At 57.5% G+C, this 20,008-nt stretch carries 18 protein-coding genes; 7 read left to right on the top strand and 11 right to left on the bottom strand.

Translation table 11 applies throughout. The annotated features are described in order from the left end of the window. Positions 1–55 precede the first annotated feature (55 nt). Entirely contained in the window at positions 56–1,300 is a 1,245-nt protein-coding gene (locus M504_RS06660) for an MFS transporter (protein WP_047489335.1), read from the bottom strand. A 93-nt stretch (positions 1,301–1,393) separates the two neighbouring features. On the opposite strand from M504_RS06660, the gene M504_RS06655 reads away from it, so the two are divergent. Then, entirely contained in the window at positions 1,394–2,179 is a 786-nt protein-coding gene (locus tag M504_RS06655; RefSeq protein WP_052200478.1) for a helix-turn-helix domain-containing protein, read from the top strand. Positions 2,180–2,190: 11 nt separating this feature from the next. On the opposite strand, the gene M504_RS06650 is transcribed toward M504_RS06655, so the two are convergent. The 3 genes from M504_RS06650 to M504_RS06640 are packed head-to-tail and all read right to left on the bottom strand — an operon-like array spanning position 2,191 to position 3,871. Continuing rightward, complete coding sequence (locus M504_RS06650; protein ID WP_047489332.1) at positions 2,191–3,063, bottom strand: TIGR03435 family protein; 873 nt, start codon at positions 3,061–3,063, stop codon at positions 2,191–2,193. A gap of 32 nt (positions 3,064–3,095) precedes the next feature. Continuing rightward, positions 3,096–3,521: a hypothetical protein gene (locus M504_RS06645; protein WP_047489329.1), complete on the bottom strand. Its 426-nt coding sequence runs from the start codon at positions 3,519–3,521 to the stop codon at positions 3,096–3,098. Continuing rightward, positions 3,518–3,871 (bottom strand): PadR family transcriptional regulator, encoded by a 354-nt coding sequence (locus tag M504_RS06640; RefSeq protein ID WP_047489327.1) that lies wholly within the window; start codon positions 3,869–3,871, stop codon positions 3,518–3,520. Before M504_RS06640 ends, M504_RS06645 begins: the two co-directional genes overlap by 4 nt. A gap of 135 nt (positions 3,872–4,006) precedes the next feature. Between M504_RS06640 and M504_RS06635 the strand changes: the two genes are divergently transcribed. Next, positions 4,007–5,542 (top strand): aldehyde dehydrogenase family protein, encoded by a 1,536-nt coding sequence (locus M504_RS06635; RefSeq protein WP_052200812.1) that lies wholly within the window; start codon positions 4,007–4,009, stop codon positions 5,540–5,542. Then, positions 5,542–5,925: a DUF779 domain-containing protein gene (locus M504_RS06630; RefSeq protein ID WP_047489324.1), complete on the top strand. Its 384-nt coding sequence runs from the start codon at positions 5,542–5,544 to the stop codon at positions 5,923–5,925. The genes M504_RS06635 and M504_RS06630 overlap by 1 nt, the downstream gene beginning before the upstream one ends. Before the next feature lies 1 nt (position 5,926). On the opposite strand, the gene M504_RS06625 is transcribed toward M504_RS06630, so the two are convergent. From M504_RS06625 to M504_RS06615, 3 genes are read right to left on the bottom strand one after another with little or no spacing between them, the layout of a single operon-like run. Then, positions 5,927–6,307 carry a carboxymuconolactone decarboxylase family protein gene (locus tag M504_RS06625; RefSeq protein WP_047489321.1) on the bottom strand — a complete coding sequence of 127 codons (381 nt, stop codon included), beginning with the start codon at positions 6,305–6,307 and terminating at the stop codon, positions 5,927–5,929. Between the two features lie 41 nt (positions 6,308–6,348). After that, the gene (locus tag M504_RS06620) at positions 6,349–8,964 is read right to left on the bottom strand and encodes an ABC transporter permease (RefSeq protein ID WP_047489318.1); all 2,616 of its coding nucleotides are present in this window, start codon (positions 8,962–8,964) and stop codon (positions 6,349–6,351) included. Position 8,965: 1 nt separating this feature from the next. Continuing rightward, entirely contained in the window at positions 8,966–9,322 is a 357-nt protein-coding gene (locus M504_RS06615; protein ID WP_047489315.1) for a PadR family transcriptional regulator, read from the bottom strand. A 228-nt stretch (positions 9,323–9,550) separates the two neighbouring features. On the opposite strand from M504_RS06615, the gene dprA reads away from it, so the two are divergent. After that, entirely contained in the window at positions 9,551–10,654 is a 1,104-nt protein-coding gene (dprA, locus tag M504_RS06610; RefSeq protein ID WP_156993850.1) for a DNA-processing protein DprA, read from the top strand. 219 nt (positions 10,655–10,873) lie between these two features. Next, on the top strand, positions 10,874–13,711 hold the full coding sequence (gene topA, locus M504_RS06605; RefSeq protein ID WP_047489312.1) for a type I DNA topoisomerase: 2,838 nt from the start codon (positions 10,874–10,876) through the stop codon (positions 13,709–13,711). A 77-nt stretch (positions 13,712–13,788) separates the two neighbouring features. Here topA and M504_RS06600 read toward each other — a convergent pair whose 3' ends face one another. Continuing rightward, a complete protein-coding gene (locus M504_RS06600) occupies positions 13,789–15,396 on the bottom strand; it encodes an ankyrin repeat domain-containing protein (protein WP_084214169.1) in 1,608 nt (535 codons plus the stop codon). A 663-nt stretch (positions 15,397–16,059) separates the two neighbouring features. Between M504_RS06600 and M504_RS06595 the strand changes: the two genes are divergently transcribed. Together M504_RS06595 and M504_RS06590 are read left to right on the top strand one after the other, a co-directional pair. Further along, positions 16,060–16,344 (top strand): DUF427 domain-containing protein, encoded by a 285-nt coding sequence (locus tag M504_RS06595; protein WP_047489308.1) that lies wholly within the window; start codon positions 16,060–16,062, stop codon positions 16,342–16,344. A 135-nt stretch (positions 16,345–16,479) separates the two neighbouring features. Then, positions 16,480–17,175, top strand: a complete 696-nt coding sequence (locus M504_RS06590) for a CDGSH iron-sulfur domain-containing protein (RefSeq protein WP_047489306.1) — start codon at positions 16,480–16,482, stop codon at positions 17,173–17,175. 44 nt (positions 17,176–17,219) lie between these two features. Here the strand turns inward: M504_RS06590 and M504_RS06585 are convergent, their stop codons facing one another. The 3 genes from M504_RS06585 to M504_RS06575 are packed head-to-tail and all read right to left on the bottom strand — an operon-like array spanning position 17,220 to position 19,977. After that, a complete protein-coding gene (locus tag M504_RS06585) occupies positions 17,220–18,680 on the bottom strand; it encodes an ABC transporter permease (protein ID WP_047489304.1) in 1,461 nt (486 codons plus the stop codon). After that, positions 18,677–19,588, bottom strand: coding sequence for an ABC transporter ATP-binding protein (locus M504_RS06580; RefSeq protein ID WP_047489303.1), 912 nt, complete (start codon positions 19,586–19,588; stop codon positions 18,677–18,679). Before M504_RS06580 ends, M504_RS06585 begins: the two co-directional genes overlap by 4 nt. Next, entirely contained in the window at positions 19,585–19,977 is a 393-nt protein-coding gene (locus M504_RS06575) for a GntR family transcriptional regulator (RefSeq protein WP_047489301.1), read from the bottom strand. Before M504_RS06575 ends, M504_RS06580 begins: the two co-directional genes overlap by 4 nt. Positions 19,978–20,008: the final 31 nt, after the last annotated feature.

The following is a 20,008-nucleotide window of genomic DNA, read 5'->3' as shown; positions in this document are numbered from 1 at the left end:
GAAGAACGCCACCGAGCAGCAAGCAAGGTGGCGTTTCAACATCAGCAGCGGATACTTAGGCTGATTGTTCTTCAGTGTTCATCAACGCAATCGCCTCGGCGTTCGTCGATCCGCCATCGTGCTTCTTGCTGGTGTCAGGCAGGAAGCCGGTCAGCAATCCAAGCGCAGGCAGGAACGAGCACACCTTATAGACATAGTCGATGCTCGTATGATCAGCCAGCTTGCCCAGCAGCGCCGCGCCCAATCCACCCAGGCCAAACGCCAGTCCGAAGAACAATCCTGACACCATGCCCACGCGTCCCGGCATCAGTTCCTGCGCATACACCAGGATGGCGGAGAATGCTGAAGCCAGCACCAATCCAATCAGAACGCTGAGAAAAACCGTGACTGGCAGAGTGACGTAAGGCAACAGCAGCGTCATCGGCAGCACGCCAAGGATTGAAATCCAGATAACTTTCTTGCGTCCAATGCGGTCACCCACCGGCCCACCAATCACCGTGCCTGCAGCCACCGCGGCAAGGAACAGGAACAGGTAGAACTGCGCATCCTTCTGCCCCAGATGAAAATGCTGCATCAGGTAGAACACGTAGTAGCTCGTAATGCTTGCCAGATAGAAGTACTTCGAAAGTGTCAGCACCACCAGCACAGCAAGCGCACCGCCCACTTTTTTCCGGTTCAGCGTAAGCACGGTGGCCACAGTTTGTTTCTTCTGGATAGCGCGTCCATGCAGCTTGTACCAGTGGCCCAATCCCGTCAGCAGAATGATGCCGAACAGTGCCGCCAGCGTGAACCACGCCATGCTCTTCTGCCCGCGCGGCAACACAACAAACGCAATCAACAGTGGCCCAAGCGAAGATCCAAAGTTGCCACCCACTTGAAACACTGACTGTGCCATGCCATGCGCACCACCCGATGCCAGCCGCGCCAACCGCGACGATTCCGGATGAAAGATGGACGAGCCAATGCCCATCAGCGCACCGCCCACCAGCAACATGCTGTAGTTCGTTGCAAACGCAAGTACCAGCAAACCAGTCATGGAGATCGCCATGCCAAAGGGAAGCGAATACGGTTTCGGCTTACGATCCGTGTAAAAGCCCACAAAGGGCTGCAGCAACGAAGCGGTGATCTGAAACACCAGCGTCAACGTGCCAATCTGTCCGAAGGAAAGATTGAAGTTCCCTTTGAACAGCGGATAGGCTGCAACAAAAAGCGATTGCAGCATGTCATTCAGCATGTGGCACAGGCTTGCTGCGCCTAACACGCGATACGCAGTGGTGGATTCCTTTGAGTTCTGGCTCATGGCATCATCTGCTTTCTCTGGTGTTTCGAAGCTTATGTCTGGACAATACAATGTTGGTTATGAGGCCCACCACCTGAGCTGGGACAAATTTCTATGCGAATGGGCCACCGTTTCAGCGTCGACATCGATAAATACTTCACGGATCGCACACGCCCTGTGCTCGCCTTGGCTGGAACCTATCCCGCCTCGCATCGTGTTCGTCCCCATCGACACCGTCGCAGCCAGTTGTTCTGCCCGCTTACGGGAATGATGATTGCATCCACATCGCAGGGAACGTGGGCCGTCCCAGCACGTCGCGCTTTATGGATTCCAGCGGGAGTGCGTCACGAACTTCGCGCACAGGGCGAGGTCAAGATGCAGAGCCTTTACTTCGAGCCAGACACGCTGGTGCCCATGCCCGATCACTGCCAGGTGGTCGATGTTTCACCACTGATGCGAAGCCTCATGGATGAAGCTGTGACGCTGCCTGTTCGCTACAGTCATGATGGCCGTTCGGGCGCATTGATGCAGTTAATTCAATACGAAATCGGAACGCTGCCGGAACTGCCGCTTTCACTCCCGTTGCCCACAGACAAGAACCTTGCGCGCCTGTGCCGCAGATTCCTGCAACACCCTACAGCGAAAGACAACATTGATGATTGGGCCGCAGCGCTCTATCTCAGCCGCCGCACCTTCACACGCCTCTTCCGCCGCGAAACAGGTCTGAGCTTCGTCGCATGGCGACAGCAGGCGTGCGTTCTCGCATCATTGCCAATGCTGGCATCAGGTGCATCTGTAACAAACACAGCGCTGGATCTTGGCTATGAAAACCCCGCGGCGTTTACGACGGTCTTCAAGCGAATACTGAACGCATCGCCCAAGGAATACATCACGCACTAAGCCATGCGCGTCTAGTTTTCTGAAGGACGATCGATGCTGTCCACCACCAGCACCTCAACCTGACCGCGCGACGGCGTCATCTTCAATCCCATCTGATCCTGTATCGCCTGGAAGAAGAATTGGTTCGTGCCTTCAGAGCCTTCCTGCGACCATTGAAGGTCGCATTCGTAAGGCCCTTCCAAACCTGTATCGTCAATCACCGGCTTACCGTTCAACTCGGGCTGATGGCTCAACGAAGTTGCAATCAACCACCACGGCCAGCCCTTCGTGTGCATGTGCAACGATCCCATCATTCTCTTCCACTCCGCAGGTGCAGGCTGATGCCATCCCGGCGGCGGAGGCGGAGGAGCAGGCGCTGCGGACCAGCGAAAACGCGGCTTTGAAGGATCAGGAATAGCTGGTTGCGAAGTCGTATCGCGAGGACACTTGAATCCGCCTTTCGCAATCTGCAGTCGATACACCGGCATCTCCCGCGCTTCAAAGTGATACGTCAGATGAAAACGTTCCTTCAGTAGCGACTGCACCATCAGGCGCATCTGCTCTTCGCGATCATCGCGGCTCATCGACTTAATGCTCGCGGCTTCCTCTGGATCCAACTTGCCATTGATGTCGAAGCGCTCATTGCGCATCCATGAGGGCCCGCCATCCAACTCCTGGTCGTAACCCATGCCAAACGCATACGCCAACACATCTTTCATGGTGGTACGTTCGGCGTGATAGCTGTCCTGGTTCACACCGCTGTTTGTGCCTTGCTCGTCTGGTTTGCTAAGCCGCACACTCACCACGGAAAAGCTCGGCATAGGCGAAACAGGATGCAGCAATGGCACAGGCGCTTGCTCCGCCACAAAGACAAAGCCAAGCAGAAACAGTTTCGAAAGCATCATGCAAACACCCCGTCTTCATTGGTGATGAAAAATCATTCGCAAGGAACAGCAACACGTTCCGGATGCTGTCTTCTCGCTTCGCACAGACCCCATCCCGCACGTCGCACTTCAAAGGTTTTCGCCGGCTTGGGCAATGGAACAGACTGCGTCAGCAACTTGAAAAATCCCAACGCAACAAGAGTGGCCAATATCGTTACCTGCGCCAGAAGCTGCGGGCTGAGAGATTGCGTTGGCACTCTTCCAAACATGCCGTCGTCCGCACGCGGACTCACATCGTTTGCCACCCACTGCTTCATCACAGACAGTGTGCCGTCAGCCAGCGCATGGCACACTCCGGTGTCCGCAACGCTCTGGTCAAACACCCAAAGCATCTCCTGCGCAAAACGTTCGCGAAACCCAGCAGGATGCAGCGCCAGCAGTAACTGGTACGCCCGGCGTGCGCAGCGAATCCGCATCATGCTCGACCACCTTCGTCAGCCAACATGCGATTGGCCACACGCACAATACGTTTCATGCGCGTGACATCTGCTGCCAGAACGCGACGGCCCTCGTCGGTGATGCGATACATCCTTCGCGTTTCGCCGCTGCCGGATTCCTGCGACTCGTAATCCTCCACCCACTCTTGCTGGAGCAATTTCTTCAAATTGTCATAAAGCGTCCCGGAACCAACGCGATACGAGGCGGACGAAAGCCGACTCACCTCCTGGATGATTCCGTACCCGTGCCGATCCTCAGACGCCAGCGCAAGCAGGACGTAGAGTGTGGCGGCAGGTAAAGGAGTTACGGTTTCGTTTTCAGCGTGTGCCATGGTCGGTTCCCGACTATATCGGAATCCGACTATAAAACACAACAACGTTCGCGCTTGGCAAACGTCAATAGAAAGGAGCAGGATGTACACCATCAAAAAGACGCCCTGATCGCGTCTCTTCTGAAGGAGCAGCACATGGCAACAGCAGAAGTCACCTTGGATCCCACGCATTCCGGTGCAACCCCCGTCCCCTTCCGTAAGCGTTACGGCAACTACATCGGCGGCGCGTGGGTAGAGCCCGTTGAGGGGCAATACTTTGAAAACATCACGCCGGTTACCGGCAAAGTCCTGTGCGAAGTGCCGCGTTCCGGTGCGAAGGATGTTGAGAAGGCGCTTGATGCCGCCCACAAGGCAAAGGCCGCATGGGGCAGAACATCCGTAACGGAACGTTCCAATCTGCTCATCCGCATCGCACAGGTCATTGAAGAAAACTCAGACCTTCTCGCCGCAGCGGAAACATGGGACAACGGCAAGCCCATCCGCGAAACCACCGCAGCAGACGTGCCGCTCAGCGCCGACCACTTCCGCTATTTTGCAGGCGCCATTCGCGCACAGCAGGGCGGCATCTCTGAGATCGATCACGACACCGTCGCCTATCACTTCCACGAGCCGCTCGGCGTCGTCGGCCAGATCATTCCGTGGAACTTCCCGCTGCTCATGGCCGCATGGAAGCTGGCTCCGGCACTCGCCGCAGGCAACTGTGTCGTGCTCAAGCCTGCAGAACAAACGCCCGTATCCATCCTCATCCTGATGGAACTCATCGGCGACATCCTGCCCGCCGGCGTACTCAACGTGGTGAATGGCTTCGGTCGTGAAGTGGGCAAGGAACTCGCCACCAATCCGCGTATCAACAAAGTTGCGTTCACCGGATCAACGGTCACGGGACGCATGATCATGCAGTACGCATCGGAAAACATCATCCCGCTCACGCTGGAACTCGGCGGCAAATCGCCCAACATCTTCTTCGAAGATGTGATGGATGCCGACGAGGACTACATCGACAAGGCGATTGAAGGCATGGTTCTCTTCGCCTTCAATCAGGGTGAAGTCTGCACCTGCCCGTCACGCGCACTCATCCACGAAAAGATCTACGACAAGTTCATGGATCGCGCCATCAAGCGCGTTGCTGCTATCAAGCAGGCCAACCCGTTTGACCCTTCCACGCAGGTGGGCGCACAGGCATCGAAGCAGCAGTATGAAAAGATCCTGTCCTACCTCGACCTCGGTCGCAAGGAAGGTGCGGAGCTTCTCGTCGGCGGCAATGCAGCCAAGCTCGAAGGCGATCTTGCTGGTGGTTACTACATCCAACCGACAGTCTTCAAGGGCAACAACAAGATGCGCATCTTCCAGGAGGAAATCTTCGGACCGGTACTCTCCGTGACCACCTTCAAGAACGATGACGAAGCTCTTGAGATTGCGAACGACACGCTCTACGGCCTGGGCGCAGGCGTGTGGACTCGCGACATCAATCGCGCCTACCGCTTTGGTCGCAACATTGAAGCAGGCCGCGTCTGGACTAACTGCTATCACATGTATCCCGCACACGCAGCCTTCGGCGGATACAAGCAGAGCGGCATCGGGCGCGAGAACCACCTGATGATGTTGAACCACTATCAGCAGACGAAGAACCAACTCATCAGCTACAGCACCAAGGCATTGGGATTGTTCTAATGGCCACTGCTACATTGCCGGAACAGGTAACGGCCACGGCTGAAGCCCTGAAGCTCATCGATGAGCTTCAGGGCCAGCACGGCCCCATCATGTTTTATCAATCGGGTGGATGCTGTGAAGGCAGCGCGCCCATGTGCTTTCCTGTCGGCGAGTTTCGCATCGGTTCGCGCGATAAAAAAGTCGGTGAAATCGGTGGCGCAGAGTTCTTCATCTCGCCACAGCAGTTTGAGTACTGGAAACACACGCAGATCATCATCGACGTGGTGCCCGGCTTCGGCGCTGCGTTTTCACTTGAAGGCCCGGGCGGTTTGCAGTTCCACACACGTTCCCGCGTCTTCACAGATGACGAGATTCATACGTTACGCGACGCTGGAAAGATCTAGCCTATTCCCACGGAGCGCGGTCCAGCGCTGTCGGATCGTGCTCTAACTTTCCGACTGCATCTTCAAATAACTTCATCGTCAACAGGCCATGCCCCACGGCCCCGCCTGCGCGCAATGCCGCTGCCATAAATACGGTCTCGGCAATTTCTTCGCGTGTGGCACCGGCCTTCGCCGCATTGCGCGTATGTGAATCCAGGCAGTAAGCGCATTGCGTCGTAAGCGCCACTGCAAGCGCAATCAACTCGCGATACTTCGCCGGAATCACACCATCGCTGCGTTCCGTAACTGCCTTTAGTTTGAAGAAAGCCTCAGCTTCTGCTGGTGCTCCCTCAATCAGCTTCTTCGCATAACGCATGTCATTCGGGCTTTGATACTCCGCCATGTGGCTCATCCTCCAGCACAGCGAAGCATATCGGATAAACGTCATTCATTACGTAGCGCCTGCATCGGGTCCAGTCGAGCAGCGTGCCACGCAGGCAGAAAGCATGCGAACGCGGCTACAGCCAGGAGCAATCCTGTAACGGAAGCAAACACCGCAGGGTCAAGCGGCTTTGTGCCGTACAGCATGGAACGAATCCACTGCACACACACCGCGCTTGCAACCAGGCCCACAATCACACCCAGCAGCGCAGGCCGCAGACCATCCACCAGCATCTGTTGCAGCACGTCTTGCCGCTGCGCGCCCAGAGCCATGCGAATACCAATCTCGCCGGTGCGCTGCGTAACGAGGTAAGACAACACGCCATACAAGCCAACTGCTGCAAGTATCAACGAAATCACTGCAAACGCCAGCACCAGCATCGACGTAACGTTGGCATCCATCGTCGCCTTGCCAAGCGATTGCTCCATCGTCAATACGTTCGCAACAGGCAGGCCTGGGTCAATCTGCGCAATCAGTTTCTGCACTGGCAGCGCAAGGCTTTCCACGTTATGGTCTGCGCGCACTGCAATGGTCGCGTTGTTCCATCCGCCGTAGTACAGGGGGAAGTACATCGTGGGGCCTTCCTGCTCATCCAGATGCCAAAGCGTGTTGCCCACCACGCCCACAACTTCAAATCCACCCTCGGGAAAATTGCCAAAGTTTATCGCTTGAATGTGTTTTCCTAGCGCATCTCCATGGGGAAAAAACTGTCGAGCGAACGACTCGCTCACAATCACACTGCGCGCATTCTTCAGACGTTCACGATCTTCAAAGAAGCGGCCCTGCTTCAGCGGAATCTGTACCGACTTGAAGTATCCAGGGTCCACGCCGCGCAGCATTGCCACATGCTGATTCTGTCCCAACGATGGATTTTCAGGAATGCTGAAAGGAGTATCACCACCATAACCCTGTCCTGGCAATGCAGTAGAAATGCCAGCCGCAGTAACACCGGGCAACACGCGGATACGCTCAATCAACTGCGAGTAAAACGCAGTGATCTGCTGATCCGTTTTGTAGATCGCATCCGGTAGCCCCACTCGCATGGTCAATACGTTTTGCGTGGTGCAGCCGATATCGGTGGAGCGCATCTGTCGATAGCTCTTCAGCAACAAACCTGCGCTCACCAGCAGCACCATCGTCACTGCCACTTCGGTCACGAGCAATGCTTTGCGCAAACGAGCTGCTGATAATCCTTTGCTACTGCCGCGCGATGCTTCCTGCAGATTCTCCAGCAGCGGCCCGCGCAGTAGCGTCAGGCTGGGAATAATGCCCGCCAGTACTGCGCACAACGCCACAATGCCCACGGCGAATATCATCACTGTGCCATCCATCTGCACAGAGTCGATGCGTGCCATGTCCGGTCTTGCCACCATCAGCCATCGCACCTCCGCCCACGCCAGCGGAATACCAATTGCACCTGCGGCCAGCGCAAGCAACACGCTCTCCGTTACTTGTTCTCCAAGCAGCGTCCATCGGCTGCCGCCCAGCGATGCGCGAATTGAAATCTCTTTGCGTCGCGCTGCAGATCGCGCCACCAACAGGTTGGCCACATTCAAACATGCGATGAGTAGCACGCATCCCGTCGCACCAAACAGCACATAGAGTTGCGTTCGCGCATCATGCACCACGCCTTCCAACATGCTTCGTGCATTCGCGTTGTTGCTTACAAAGCGCGACGAACTGTTCTGATGAACGCGCTTCGTCACCGTATCCACTTCGCTTAACGCCTGCGCTAACGTTGCCCCGGGCTTCAGACGCGCGATCACGAAATAGTTATGAATCTGAGGGCTCTCCATCGCCTTCGGATCCTGCTCGTGATAGATGGGAGTCCACAGTTGCGTCTCAGTATCGGGATACATGAACCACGCAGGCAACACGCCCACCACGGTGTAAGGTTGCGAGTTCAGTTGAATGATCTTGCCAACAATGTTGCGGTCGCCGCCATACCGACGCATCCACAAACTATGCGTCAGCATTACCGTTCCAGGCGCATCGTGTTTATCTTCATCCTTTGTGAATGAGCGTCCTAACTCTGGCTGCACACCCAGCGTGGTAAACAGATCCCACGATCCATACGCAGACCGGATGCGCTCTGGTAACTGTCCGCCACTATCAGAAAGGTTGTTGCTGTCCGTGCCATAAACACCCATCTGTTCCACGCTGGGCATATCGCTCTTCCACGCAGCGTACATACCGCCTGCTACATAGCTGAACGGACGCGCACCGTTACCTAATTGCTCATACAACTGGATGAGCCTCTCAGGTTCTTGAAAGGGCAATGGCTTCAATAGAACATTGCGAACCACAGTAAACATCGCCACATTTGTGCTGATGCCCAGCGTCATCACGGCAATCGCAACCAGCGCAAATGCTGGAGCGCGCATCAGCGTGCGCACGCCGTAGCGAACATTGCGCCACAACGAATCCAGCCAACCCCAACCCCACGTCGAACGAGTCTGCTCACGAATCAGAAGAGGATTGCCAAAGGCGCGCAACGCCGCATGCTTCGCGGCTTCTGCATCCAGTCCGCTCTCGCGCTGCTCTTCCTCTTCCAGTTCCAGGTCGGCGCGAAGTTCGCGCTCCAGGTCAGCATTCTGTTTGCTCGTGGGCCATTTCATGTCAGTTCTCCTCTGCCGCGGGCCACATCACACGCGCCACGGCCTCAGCCATCTGCTTCCACTGCGACTCTTCCACCACAAGCTGCTTCTTACCCTCAGCCGTCAGGCGGTAGTACTTGAACTCACGATTGCGATCCGGCGCCGTCTCCCACTTCGCGGTGATCCAGCCCTTCTTCTCCATGCGGTGCAGCGCGGGATACAGCGACCCATGCTGCATCTGCAAAAAGTCATTCGTTGTGGCTTGAATGTGTTTACCAATCTGGTGGCCATGCGCCGCGCCGTACAGCAGTGTGCGCAGAATCAGCATGTCCAGCGTGCCCTGCAACAGGCTTGATCGTTGCGTGATCTCTTTCGCCATAGTCGGATGTCTACCCTCGAATTTGTACTGAGGGTAGACATCCGACTATCAGCTGTCAACTGATTCTTTTGCCCAATTTCGACTCCACAGGGCGGTGTTGTATAACCATCGCACCGGAGACATTGGGTTTTGGCGACAACTGTAGTGGGAGAGGCTGCGCCTCGTCTGGAAAGCGCACAGCATGATCTGAATCGACTGGCCTGGCTCGCGCTGGTGCTCACGCCCGGCATGGGTGCCACACGCACCATCCGCGCCATGTCCCTGGCCTCGTCGCCTGCGACAGTCTTTTCCATGTCGCTCACAGAGTTGGAAGCCCTCCAGATGCCCGCAGCTTCGGCGCGCTTCATCCACGAGGGCAAAGCGAAAGCCGCCGCGCTGGAAGAAGTCCAGCGACTCGAAGAGCAGAACGCTAACTACATTACTCATGGCTGCCCGGAGTACCCTGACCGCCTCCGCGAAATCTACGACCCACCCGCCGTCCTCTGGTACCGCGGCGACGTCAGCATCCTCGCCGAGCCCGGCATTGCCGTCGTCGGCACGCGCCATCCCTCGGTCTACGGAGCAGGCATGGCCCAGATGCTCTCCCGCGAACTCGCCGCGCGCGGCATGGTCATCCTTAGTGGCATGGCCCGCGGCGTGGATACCGAGGCACACAAGGGAGCGCTCGACGGCCGCGGCAGAACCGTGGCGGTCTGGGGTACGGGCATCGACGTTATCTATCCCAAAGAAAACAAACGTCTCGCCGAGCAAATCCTCATGTACGGCGGCTGCATCCTGTCGGAGTACCCGCTGGGCACCTTCCCCGCACCGCAGAATTTCCCCGTCCGCAACCGCATCCTCTCTGGAATGAGCGTCGGTGTCCTCGTCATTGAGGCAGCGGAACACAGCGGCACCCGCATCACCGCGCGCTGCGCGATGGAGCAGAACCGCGACGTCTACGCCGTCCCCGGCAACGTCACGAACAAAGGTTCCTGGACGCCCAACACCCTCATCAAACAGGGCGCTCGCCTCACCGCCACCTGGGAAGACGTCTGGGAAGATTTGCCCACGCAGGTCCGCCTCTACCTGGAAGAGAAGTTGGAGAAGCGCGAGGGCAAGTCTGAATCCGCGGCGGCTGTCACGGCATCTCTATTCGACGAGCGGGAGCTGCCGCCGGTCGAACGCGTTGTCTTCGAGCAGCTTCGAGCCGACGAAAGCGTGCAACTCGATGATCTTATTGAACGCCTGGAAGGGAAGTTGCAGTCGCCGGAGATCTTCACGGCGCTCTTTGAACTCGAGCTTGCAGGCCGAGTTCGCCAGCTCCCCGGCAAGAATTATGTGAGGACGTTCTAGCCGTCGAACCTCTGTGGAAAACCCCTCCCGAATAACGGAACTTGCGACTTTTTCGATCCGTAAGAGTCGAAGGGAAGGTTGGCTGTGCGTGACGTTCGTCTTAAACCGTGTTAGGTTCTCACACTGAGTAGTGACGTTGAAAAGGGCAGGGCTGCCGGGCGGGCGGTTTCGGTCCTGCAAGGGAGCGCGAAGAACGCTCCAGGAAGTTCAGGAAGTGTTATGGCAAAGAATCTCGTGATCGTGGAATCGCCGGCAAAGGCGAAGACGATCAACAAATATCTCGGCAACGATTTCACGGTGGAGGCCTCGCTGGGCCACATCATGGACCTGCCGAAGAACGACATTGGCGTCGAACTGAAGAAGCGTACTTTTGAGCCCAAGCTCATCATCTCGCCTGGCAAGGAAAAGCTCGTCGACCGCCTGAAGAAGCTCGCCGCCAAGGCCGACGCCGTCTATCTGGCGCCCGATCCTGACCGCGAAGGCGAGGCCATCGCCGCGCATCTTCAGTGGCAGCTTAAGCCATCCATTAAGAGCTCAGGCAAGATTCAGCGCGTCACGTTCAACGAAATCACCAAGGCGGCCGTTACCGACGCCTTCAAGCGGGCCCGCGACGTCGACCAGAACCTGATGCTCGCGCAGCAGACGCGCCGCGTCCTCGACCGCCTGGTGGGCTACGAAATCTCGCCCCTGCTCTGGGATAAGGTTCGCCGCGGTCTCTCCGCCGGACGCGTGCAGACGGTGGCGCTCCGCCTCATCGTCGACCGCGAAAACGAAATCAAGGCCTTCAACCCCGTCGAATACTGGCCCGTCGACGCGAAGCTGACCCCCGCCGGCAAGAAGCAGGAGTTCCTCGCCCGCCTCTACGCCATCGACGGCACCAAGATCAGCGTCGACACAGTAAGTCCACCGGCCCTTCCCGACGGCGCAACCGCCGCCACAGTCAAGGCAGGCATGGAGAAGGCAAAGTGGTCCGTTGCCTCGGTAGAGGCGAAGGAACGCCGCCGCTACGCCCCCGCGCCCTTCTCGACGAGCCAGCTCCAGCAGCAGGCCTCCAACCGTCTCGGCTTCAACGTCAAGCGCACCATGGGCGTCGCCCAGCGCCTCTACGAAGGCATTGAGATCGGCAACGAAGGTACCGTCGGCCTCATCACCTACATGCGTACCGACAGCACGCGTGTGGCCCCCGTCGCCATCGACATGGCGCGTGACTACATTAAGACGCTCGGCAAGGACTACCTGCCCGAAAAGCCCAACCAGTTCAAGGGCAAGAAGGACGCGCAGGACGCCCACGAAGCCATCCGTCCCACCAACGTCGCGTACACGCCGGACAGCATCCGCAAGTACCTCAGCGACGAGCAGTTCCGCCTCTATAACCTCATCTGGTCGCGCTTCGTCGCCTCGCAGATGACGCCTGCCGTCTACGACCAGACCAACGTCGACATCACCGGTCGTGGTGACAAGACCTACTCCGTGCGCGTCTCCGGTTCTGTGCTGAAATTTGACGGCTTCCTCCGCGTCAATAATCCCAACCAGGGAACTAGCGCGCAGGAAACCAAGTCCGAAGATGCTGATGAGGGTGGCGTGAGCCTGCCCGGCCTCAAGAGTGGCGATGCCCTCGACCTGCTCGGCGTTGTCACAGAACAGAAGTTCACCGAACCGCCGCCGCGCTTCAACGAAGCATCGCTGGTCAAGGAACTGGAAGAGCGCGGCATCGGCCGCCCCAGCACCTACGCGTCCATCATCAACACCATCCAGGACCGCGACTACGTCAAGAAGCTCGCGCGCAAGTTCGTGCCCACCGAAATCGGTATGGTCGTCACCACGTTGCTGGTGAAGAACTTCCCATACATCTTCGACATGGACTACACCCGCAAGCTCGAAGACGAGCTCGACGAAATCGAAGCGGGCAACGAGAAGTGGACCGATCTGCTCGGCGGTTTCTACGGCCATCTCAGCGACGAAATCAAGGTCGCCGAAAAGTCCATGGAAGACATCAAGCGGATGGAACACCCCACAGAAGAAGTCTGTGAAAAGTGCGGCTCGCCGCTCGTCCTCAAGTGGGGCAAGTTTGGCTCGTTCTATTCGTGTAGCAATTTCACGAAGACCAAGCCGAAGACCATTGCCGTCTCCGCCTTCAAGAAAGACGCCAAGGCGGTCGTCAAGCGCGTCACCGATGCCTTTACCTATCCCATCACCGTCAAGGGCATGGTGGACGACGCAGAGGCCTCCAGCGAGGAAGTCCACAGCGATAAGGAACTGCTCTCAGCCCTCAAGGTTGCTGCGGAACGCGGCAAGAGCATCCTCATCGACCCCGTAAGCTGCGACTTCACCAAGGAAAACTTCGCAGACAAGCCCGACCTCGCCGCCATGGAAGCAGGCGACACCGAGGAAGAGGAGTTCTGCGAAAACTGCGGCAAGCAGATGGTCCTGAAGAACGGCCCGTGGGGTCCCTTCATGTCCTGCCCGGACTACAGCGCCGACCCGCCCTGCAAAACGGTGCGCCGCCTGAACCAGAAGGTCCAGCAGAAACCGCCAGAACCCACCGGCGAACCCTGCCCGCAGTGCGGCATGGAACTGGTCAAGCGCCAGGGTGCCTACGGCGAGTTCACCTCGTGCTCCGGCTATCCCAAGTGCAAGTACGTGAAGCAGGTACTGCTTGACGTCCCATGCCCGAAGGACGGAGCGCCCATCGCCGAACGCAAGTCGAAAATGGGCAACGTCTTCTACGGCTGCACAAACTATCCCAAGTGCGACTTCAGCAGCAACCAGAAGCTGATCGCCAAGCCGTGCCCCAAGGGCAACTCGTCATACCTAATCGAAGTGCCCAACAAGCAGGACGGCTACATCCACGAGGTCTGCCCGCACAACCACGACGCCCTACCCAAGCGCCGCCCAAAGAAGGGTGCCAAGGTTGAGGAGCCGGTGGAAGATCCCATCACCTGCGACTACGACCACAAGACCAACCGCAAGATCGAAGCCAAAGCGCCGGTAGAAATCCCAACCCTCCAGCGCCCGGACCCGAACGCAACGCGGCCCATCGTGGAATCGGTAGCGTAAGCATCTAGCTGTTAGCCAAAACATCGAAGCCCCGAATTCGCCAAACGGATTCGGGGCTTCGCCGTTACCAGCGAAGGTCAGCCGCCCAGCAACACATCAATCTCGTCATAGCCGGTCGGCAACGAGATACCTTCCTTTGAGGCTCCCGCCTCCAGCAGCATCTTCACAATCTCCGGCGTGCGGCGGTTCATCCAGTAAGAATCCACGCAGGCCTTTACTGCAAGTTGCAGTGCAGTTCGTCCCCAGCTATCCAGCGCATGTACGGGGCATCCGCGTTCGATCAGCAGCTTTGCGGTTTGCGGCCAGGCCTTCCATGCGGCTACATGCAGAGCAGTGCTGTCTTTTGCAATCTGGTAGTAGCCATCGCCTGCATACCGGGCCGACACGTCCACTCCCAAATCCAGCAGAAGCTTCACTCCCTCGCGGCACCCCGTCCCTGCAAACTCCGCCAGGAACGTTCCTTCATGCGCCTTCAGCCGCTGCAGTGCTGCCGCATCTTCCCTTGCAATCGAGTGCGCCGTGGCCTTATCCCCTAAGGCACAAGCCGCCAGCAACCCATCCACACCCGTAACCTCAATCGCAATGCCACGCTCTTTCAACAACGCCAGAACATCGCTGCGCCCACGCCGCGCAGCCAACGCAAATCCGGTGTGACCATCCTTATCGGCAAGTGACATATCGCCACCGTGTTCCAGCATTAGCCGGATGTTGGCCAGCGCATTGTCCCGTCGGATCGCCTGATGCAGCGCTGTATAGCCCCACCGCGTTGCGCGGCTGGGCTCTGCCCCATGTTCCAGCAACAGCTTGATGCCGTCATGGTCATGCCAGTCGGCTTTACGCAGCAGCATCGTCGTCAGGCTCTCCGGCTGCAACGCACCACTCTCCAGTAGCACACGCAACACGCTCAGGTCGTAGCTCTCAGGTACGTGGTACGGCGTCTCTTCATCATTCGGATCAGCGCCGTATTCCAGCAAAAGCCGAGTCAGCTCGGCATGCTGTGCAATGCCGGCCGCGCCGTAGATGGCGCTCTCCCAAAAGTTGCGCTCCTCGCCAGTCTCCGTCTCCCACCATCCGGTCTTGGCATCGGCACCCGCTTCCAGAAGAAGCCGCGCGGTCTCCACCAGGTCCTCGCTCTTCGTCTTGTCGAGACGCAGATGGTGCGAGAAGCAAAGGTAGGTCAAAGCATCCCACCCATGCGGACCACCCTTGGCGGTCGCCAGGGAAGCATCCTCACTCAGCCATCGCCGAACTTCGGTGGCGTCGCCCAGCACCGCTGCCACATAGATGCTTGCGTTACAAATCTCCGGATGCGTCGCAAGCAGCTCATCAGCGCCAATCAGGTTTCCTGACGTGTGACCAGCCCCGCCCACCGGCACACTGGCGGCAATCAGGAAGGCCGCAACCGGTCCCTGCGTTTCAACAAGGAGTTGTAACCTGCGTCGCTCGATCTCCCGCGCAAACTTTGGCCAGCTTGCGAAACCATGTTCACGGGCAATCACAAACTGGGCGTCGCTCAGTCCTAGGCTTTCGAGGGAAGGCACAGCCACCTGCGCATGAACGCGCGAGACTGCGGCAGCATTACCAATCTTCAGTTGTTTCAGGAGTTCTTTCGCCTGCTTTTTGTACTGGTCCAGGTCTGGACGGGCAGGCAGGCCGGAAAGCGAAGGGGATTGTTTAGCGGTCATACGAAGCTCCTTTCACGGTTCGCCTGGAGTCCGCTCTCATCAGGCACGAAAGAAGTTTCGTTACAGCATCAATTGGTAAGGTGGGCACTGCCCTTTCCGCGGACCGGATGCGCCCTTCGCGCTTGAACACAACCTATCTCTTGGGTGATGCGCTGTCAAAAGAAAGGCCCTGCGTTCCAAAGAAAATCTGAGGCGCATGGCGCAAGTCATATCCGCGTATAGCAGGCCGCTAAGACTGGCTGCCTTTGGGAACTACCGGAGAAACCTGTCAAGCCCTGATGTCACTCAAGTCAAACAAACCAAAAGAAATAGAGTTGGCATGGTATTTCTTCCAAACTTCTAAAATAGAGAAAGGACTGATTCGCAGGGCTTTGCCGGTCGGGAGACGTCGCGGCTAACTCCTTTAGATAGAAGATTTTGCCTCTAACTCCAATAGGAAGACGATTTTACAGCCACTGGCTCCGTAAACCCAATAGAAAGACGATTTTAGAAAACAGGGGGGAGGGGGAGGGTACCAAGGTCTGAATCCGACAGGGACCATCTTCCATCTAATCCACAGGACTGATACCCTAGTAGAAGGCCCGAACTTTGGGCCGCGCTGCGCATCCCGACGGGTGCTTGTAGAGTTTCGCCCGGTCGATTTCTTTGGAGAAAAAGTCAGCAATGGCAAAGGCAATCTGGAATGGCCAGACGGTGGCCGAAAGCGAGAGCTTCGAAACCGTTGAAGGCAATGTTTACTTCCCCGAGGAGACGGTGAAGCGCGAATTCCTGCGCCCCAGTTCCACCTCCTCGTCCTGCCCGTGGAAGGGTCAGGCGCGCTACTTTACCCTGCTGGTCGATGGCCAGGAGAATCCCGACGCTGCCTGGTACTACCCCGATCCCAAGCCCGCGGCGCGACAGGTAAAGCACCACATCGCCTTCTGGCGCGGCGTAGAAGTCTCTAAGTAGTTATCCGACGACTCAGTATTGACAGAGGCGGCCTAAGGGCCGCCTCTGTGCTTTTAGGCGACTCGGGAATATATTGATGCCACCGAAGGCTGTCGCGCTAATGCTTCAGCAAGGTTCATCACAGGGAGCTGATCCATGACTTCGCCGACGAAGGGTAAGGTAAGCGTCACTGTCTCTGAGAACGGTCCGTACATCGTCACAGGTGACATACCTCTCAGCAAGCAGACCATCATCACGGATGCTAAAGGCGGCTCTGAGGAGTGGCGGGAAGGCGAGGCCATCCCCCATAAAGGGACCTACGCACTCTGTCGGTGCGGCCATTCGGGATCAAAACCCTTCTGTGACGGCACACATGCGAAGGTTGGATTCAAGGGAGCGGAGACAGCCAGTCGTGAACCCTACGTCAATCAGGCGCAGGTGCTGGATGGTCCAGTACTTCAGCTCACCGACGCAGAAAAGCTCTGCGCATTCGCCCGCTTCTGCGACCCGAACGGTCAGGTCTGGAACCAGGTGGAAAGAACCGATCGTCCGCACATCAAGGAGCTGTTCATCCACCAGGTGAATAACTGTCCTTCAGGACGCCTCGTAGCCTGGGACAAAGCCACAGGACAACCCATTGAACACGCGTTGCCGATATCAATAGGTCTGGTGGAAGACCCGGCACAGCAATGCAGTGGGCCGCTTTGGCTGCGCGGAGGAATACAGGTCACCTCTGCAGATGGATTCGAGTATGAGGTGCGTAATCGCGTCACGCTCTGCCGTTGCGGAGAGTCCAGGAACAAGCCGTTCTGCGACGGCACTCACGCCGCAATCAAGTTCCAGGACTCGTAGACGCTTCGGTCGCCAACATACAACGTGGGCGTATAAGCGCAGCCTCAGTGCCCAAGATAGTCAGCAAGTCGGATGGATGGAATGTCCAGCGACGTGCGGAAGCGCGTGACAGGACGATAGATGGTTGTAGTCAGCGACTGTACCTCGCAACTTCCGCCTCTTGATGGGCCAGTTGCACCAGTTCGGACAGGCCAATGCGTCAAAGGGTCGAACCCTGTGCCTCCGTCATACGATGGCACCTGCATGGGCACCTTGGGGACTGGGCAAGCCTGCGTCATCGTGGCGTCGGTCTCTATCGGGTACGGAACCGAGTAGGCAAAGTGGCAGACCACGCTCGTTGCGGCGGAACGCCCCTCGTAGGGTGGATTGGTCGCGTCACAGCTACCTCCTCCGGGAATGGCGAAGCGGTTGCGGATAGCGGTAGTCTGCGGTTGGTCAGGTGCAATCTCCTCGGCAGCGAGAGACACGGAAAGGTGCGCATCTGCCTGCCCCGCATGATCCATGACGGATGTCGGCACGCGGAACGTCATGCCCTCCGGTGTCAGCGCTGTAGGCCGCCATGGTGACGTGTAGCTATACCCACCCGCCTCCAGGCGGTACTGCATCGCCGCATTATGCAGACGATGTCCTTCTGGCAAACCAAGAAGTTCAATCGGAACGGGAACGGCAAGCAGCCACGAGCTGTTCTGGCCCGCATGTCCCGAGAAGCGTCCTGGAACGTATTGCAGATGAAGCTGTGGTGCAGCTCCATCGCGATAGCGTGCCTTCAGTAGCAGCGTCCCCAATGATGCAGGAGACATCTTCGATACCGAGAAGATCAGTAGCAGAAAGAACACTCCGGCAGAGCCCATCAATATGCGGCCCAGCTGGAACGACCGTTTGCGATACAGCAGCACCAGAAGGAATGCGAAGATAGCCGCGAAGAAGACCGCGAGAAACCACCGGGCGAACGGTGCATCGGCTTCAGGACCGTTGCCGCCCAGAATGAAGGCGACCACTCCCATCCAAGCGACAACGCTTCCAAGCGTGGTGAAGAAGGTGGAGACGAGTGTGGATGTAACGCATGCAAAGAGGAACATCGGGATCCACACGATGAGCAGATGCATTGCCACTGACATGGGGAACCCTCGTACGAATGGCGATACGCCGCCGTAAAAGGCAAGGCACCACTGCATCACAAAGTGCGGCAGCGCAATGCATACCACCACGAACAGCAGCTTGGCTCCAAGCAGACTGCTCCAGCGATAAGGCCTCGTCGTCCAGAACTGCCGGTCACCTACGATTGCCTCTTCGTGCACAAGCCGCGCAATCATCACCAGCCAGAACACCGGCACAGCCACCTGCAATAGTGATCGCAACAGCGGCAGCATCTCGTTGGAGTACCAGCGCCCAGGCCACCCCGTCGGCACCAAGAAGCCCGTCAACATCAGCAGCGCGAAATAGATAACAAGATCAACTTTCTGATGGAGAAGATCTTTACGGAAGATGTGCAGGGCCTGTGTCATGCGACGCTCCGTTGTGTGCGGGTTACAGCCAGAAAGATCTCGCGCAGCCCGATGGATGTGGATTCGATCGTCTGCGTCGAAGGCAATGCGCTGCGAATCTGTTGTGGCAATGACTCGGAACTTCCGTTGGCATGAACGAATCGCACAACAGCGCCAGAGCTTTCAGGACATAGCCAATCTTTCGGGAACGTCCGAACACCATGCGATCCGTCTGCGAGTGTGACTGTGACCTCGCGGAAGCGGTCGAGCAGCATATCCAGAGGCTCAGCAAACATCAGGTGACCGTTGTGCAACATCGCTGCATGCGTTGCAAATGGCTCAATCTCTGCAAGGTCATGTGTGGAGATCAGCACAGTTGGCGGTGTGCCGTCTTCCGTAGCAAGCCGGTCAATCAGCGTGCGTGTTAGTTCATCGCGCACCAAAGGATCAAGGCCAGAGAAGGGTTCGTCCATCAGGATGAGTTCTGGACGAAACGCAAGCACGCTGGCCAAAGCCAGCTTCATTCGCATGCCGCGTGAGAGGTCGCGGATGCGCCGATCTTCCGGCAGATCAAGATCAGTGAGTAGCGAGCCTTCTTCCCATGTTGGATAGAACGGCTGCAGATAGTCCATGAACTCACGCACCGTCATCCACTCTGGCATCTCCTGGCCCTCCGCCACATAGCCAACGCGTGTGAACATCTCGCTGGTCAGTTCAGTGGAATCCGTTCCAAGCAATGTCACAGAACCCGCTGTCGGATGAAGGACGTTCAACAGAAGCTTCAGTAAAGTGGTTTTGCCTGCGCCGTTGTGGCCTGCCAGCGCATACACCGATCCTCGTGGGATGGCCAGATCCAGCGGTGCAAGCGCAGTGTGTTTGCCAAAGCGCATGGTGAGTTGGTGCGTCTGAATAACGGCGTCCGATGTCATTCGGCATCTCCAGGGAAAAGTCGGCTCCAGTGTTTTTCCAGCGCTGCTGTCAGGTCTCCCAAAGGAATAGAGAGGCGTTTTGCTTCCACCGCTAACTCTTCCATCTGTTTGCCCAACAATTCTGTTCGCTGTGAGGCGGTGGAGCGTGGAGGCTCGGCGACGACGGTGCCAATACCGGGCACGGCCTGCAGCAGGCCATCGGCAATCAACTGACTGATAACTTTGTGCGCGGTGTTGGGATTGATCGAGAGATCGCGGGAAAGCGCACGTACAGAAGGAAAGAGGTCGCCTGGGCGAAGTTGTCCCGCCACAATCGCGCGCGTTGCGGCATAGACCACCTGTTCGTGTATGGGCTGGCCGGGTTGTAAGCGTACCCGAAATGGTGTCACGGGTGTAGTAGTACAACTAGTACACCCGTTG

It is taken from the genome of Terriglobus sp. TAA 43 (assembly GCF_000800015.1).
In the GTDB taxonomy this organism is placed as follows: Bacteria; Acidobacteriota; Terriglobia; order Terriglobales; family Acidobacteriaceae; genus Terriglobus.
The sequence above is the reverse complement of the archived record's forward strand: the minus strand, read 5'-3'. Positions and strand labels throughout refer to the sequence as shown.

Excerpts from the sequence above, each read along its gene's own strand:
- M504_RS06640 (WP_047489327.1), bottom strand. The coding sequence starts at position 3,871 with ATGGCACACGCTGAAAACGAAACCGTAACTCCTTTACCTGCCGCCACA.
- M504_RS06615 (WP_047489315.1), bottom strand. The coding sequence starts at position 9,322 with ATGGCGAAAGAGATCACGCAACGATCAAGCCTGTTGCAGGGCACGCTG.
- M504_RS06620 (WP_047489318.1), bottom strand. The coding sequence starts at position 8,964 with ATGAAATGGCCCACGAGCAAACAGAATGCTGACCTGGAGCGCGAACTT.
- M504_RS06580 (WP_047489303.1), bottom strand. The coding sequence starts at position 19,588 with ATGACATCGGACGCCGTTATTCAGACGCACCAACTCACCATGCGCTTT.
- M504_RS06645 (WP_047489329.1), bottom strand. The coding sequence starts at position 3,521 with ATGATGCGGATTCGCTGCGCACGCCGGGCGTACCAGTTACTGCTGGCG.
- M504_RS06660 (WP_047489335.1), bottom strand. The coding sequence starts at position 1,300 with ATGAGCCAGAACTCAAAGGAATCCACCACTGCGTATCGCGTGTTAGGC.
- M504_RS06655 (WP_052200478.1), top strand. The coding sequence starts at position 1,394 with ATGCGAATGGGCCACCGTTTCAGCGTCGACATCGATAAATACTTCACG.
- M504_RS06635 (WP_052200812.1), top strand. The coding sequence starts at position 4,007 with ATGGCAACAGCAGAAGTCACCTTGGATCCCACGCATTCCGGTGCAACC.
- dprA (WP_156993850.1), top strand. The coding sequence starts at position 9,551 with ATGGGTGCCACACGCACCATCCGCGCCATGTCCCTGGCCTCGTCGCCT.
- M504_RS06585 (WP_047489304.1), bottom strand. The coding sequence starts at position 18,680 with ATGACACAGGCCCTGCACATCTTCCGTAAAGATCTTCTCCATCAGAAA.
- topA (WP_047489312.1), top strand. The coding sequence starts at position 10,874 with ATGGCAAAGAATCTCGTGATCGTGGAATCGCCGGCAAAGGCGAAGACG.
- M504_RS06590 (WP_047489306.1), top strand. The coding sequence starts at position 16,480 with ATGACTTCGCCGACGAAGGGTAAGGTAAGCGTCACTGTCTCTGAGAAC.
- M504_RS06595 (WP_047489308.1), top strand. The coding sequence starts at position 16,060 with ATGGCAAAGGCAATCTGGAATGGCCAGACGGTGGCCGAAAGCGAGAGC.
- M504_RS06625 (WP_047489321.1), bottom strand. The coding sequence starts at position 6,307 with ATGGCGGAGTATCAAAGCCCGAATGACATGCGTTATGCGAAGAAGCTG.
- M504_RS06650 (WP_047489332.1), bottom strand. The coding sequence starts at position 3,063 with ATGATGCTTTCGAAACTGTTTCTGCTTGGCTTTGTCTTTGTGGCGGAG.
- M504_RS06600 (WP_084214169.1), bottom strand. The coding sequence starts at position 15,396 with ATGACCGCTAAACAATCCCCTTCGCTTTCCGGCCTGCCTGCCCGTCCA.
- M504_RS06630 (WP_047489324.1), top strand. The coding sequence starts at position 5,542 with ATGGCCACTGCTACATTGCCGGAACAGGTAACGGCCACGGCTGAAGCC.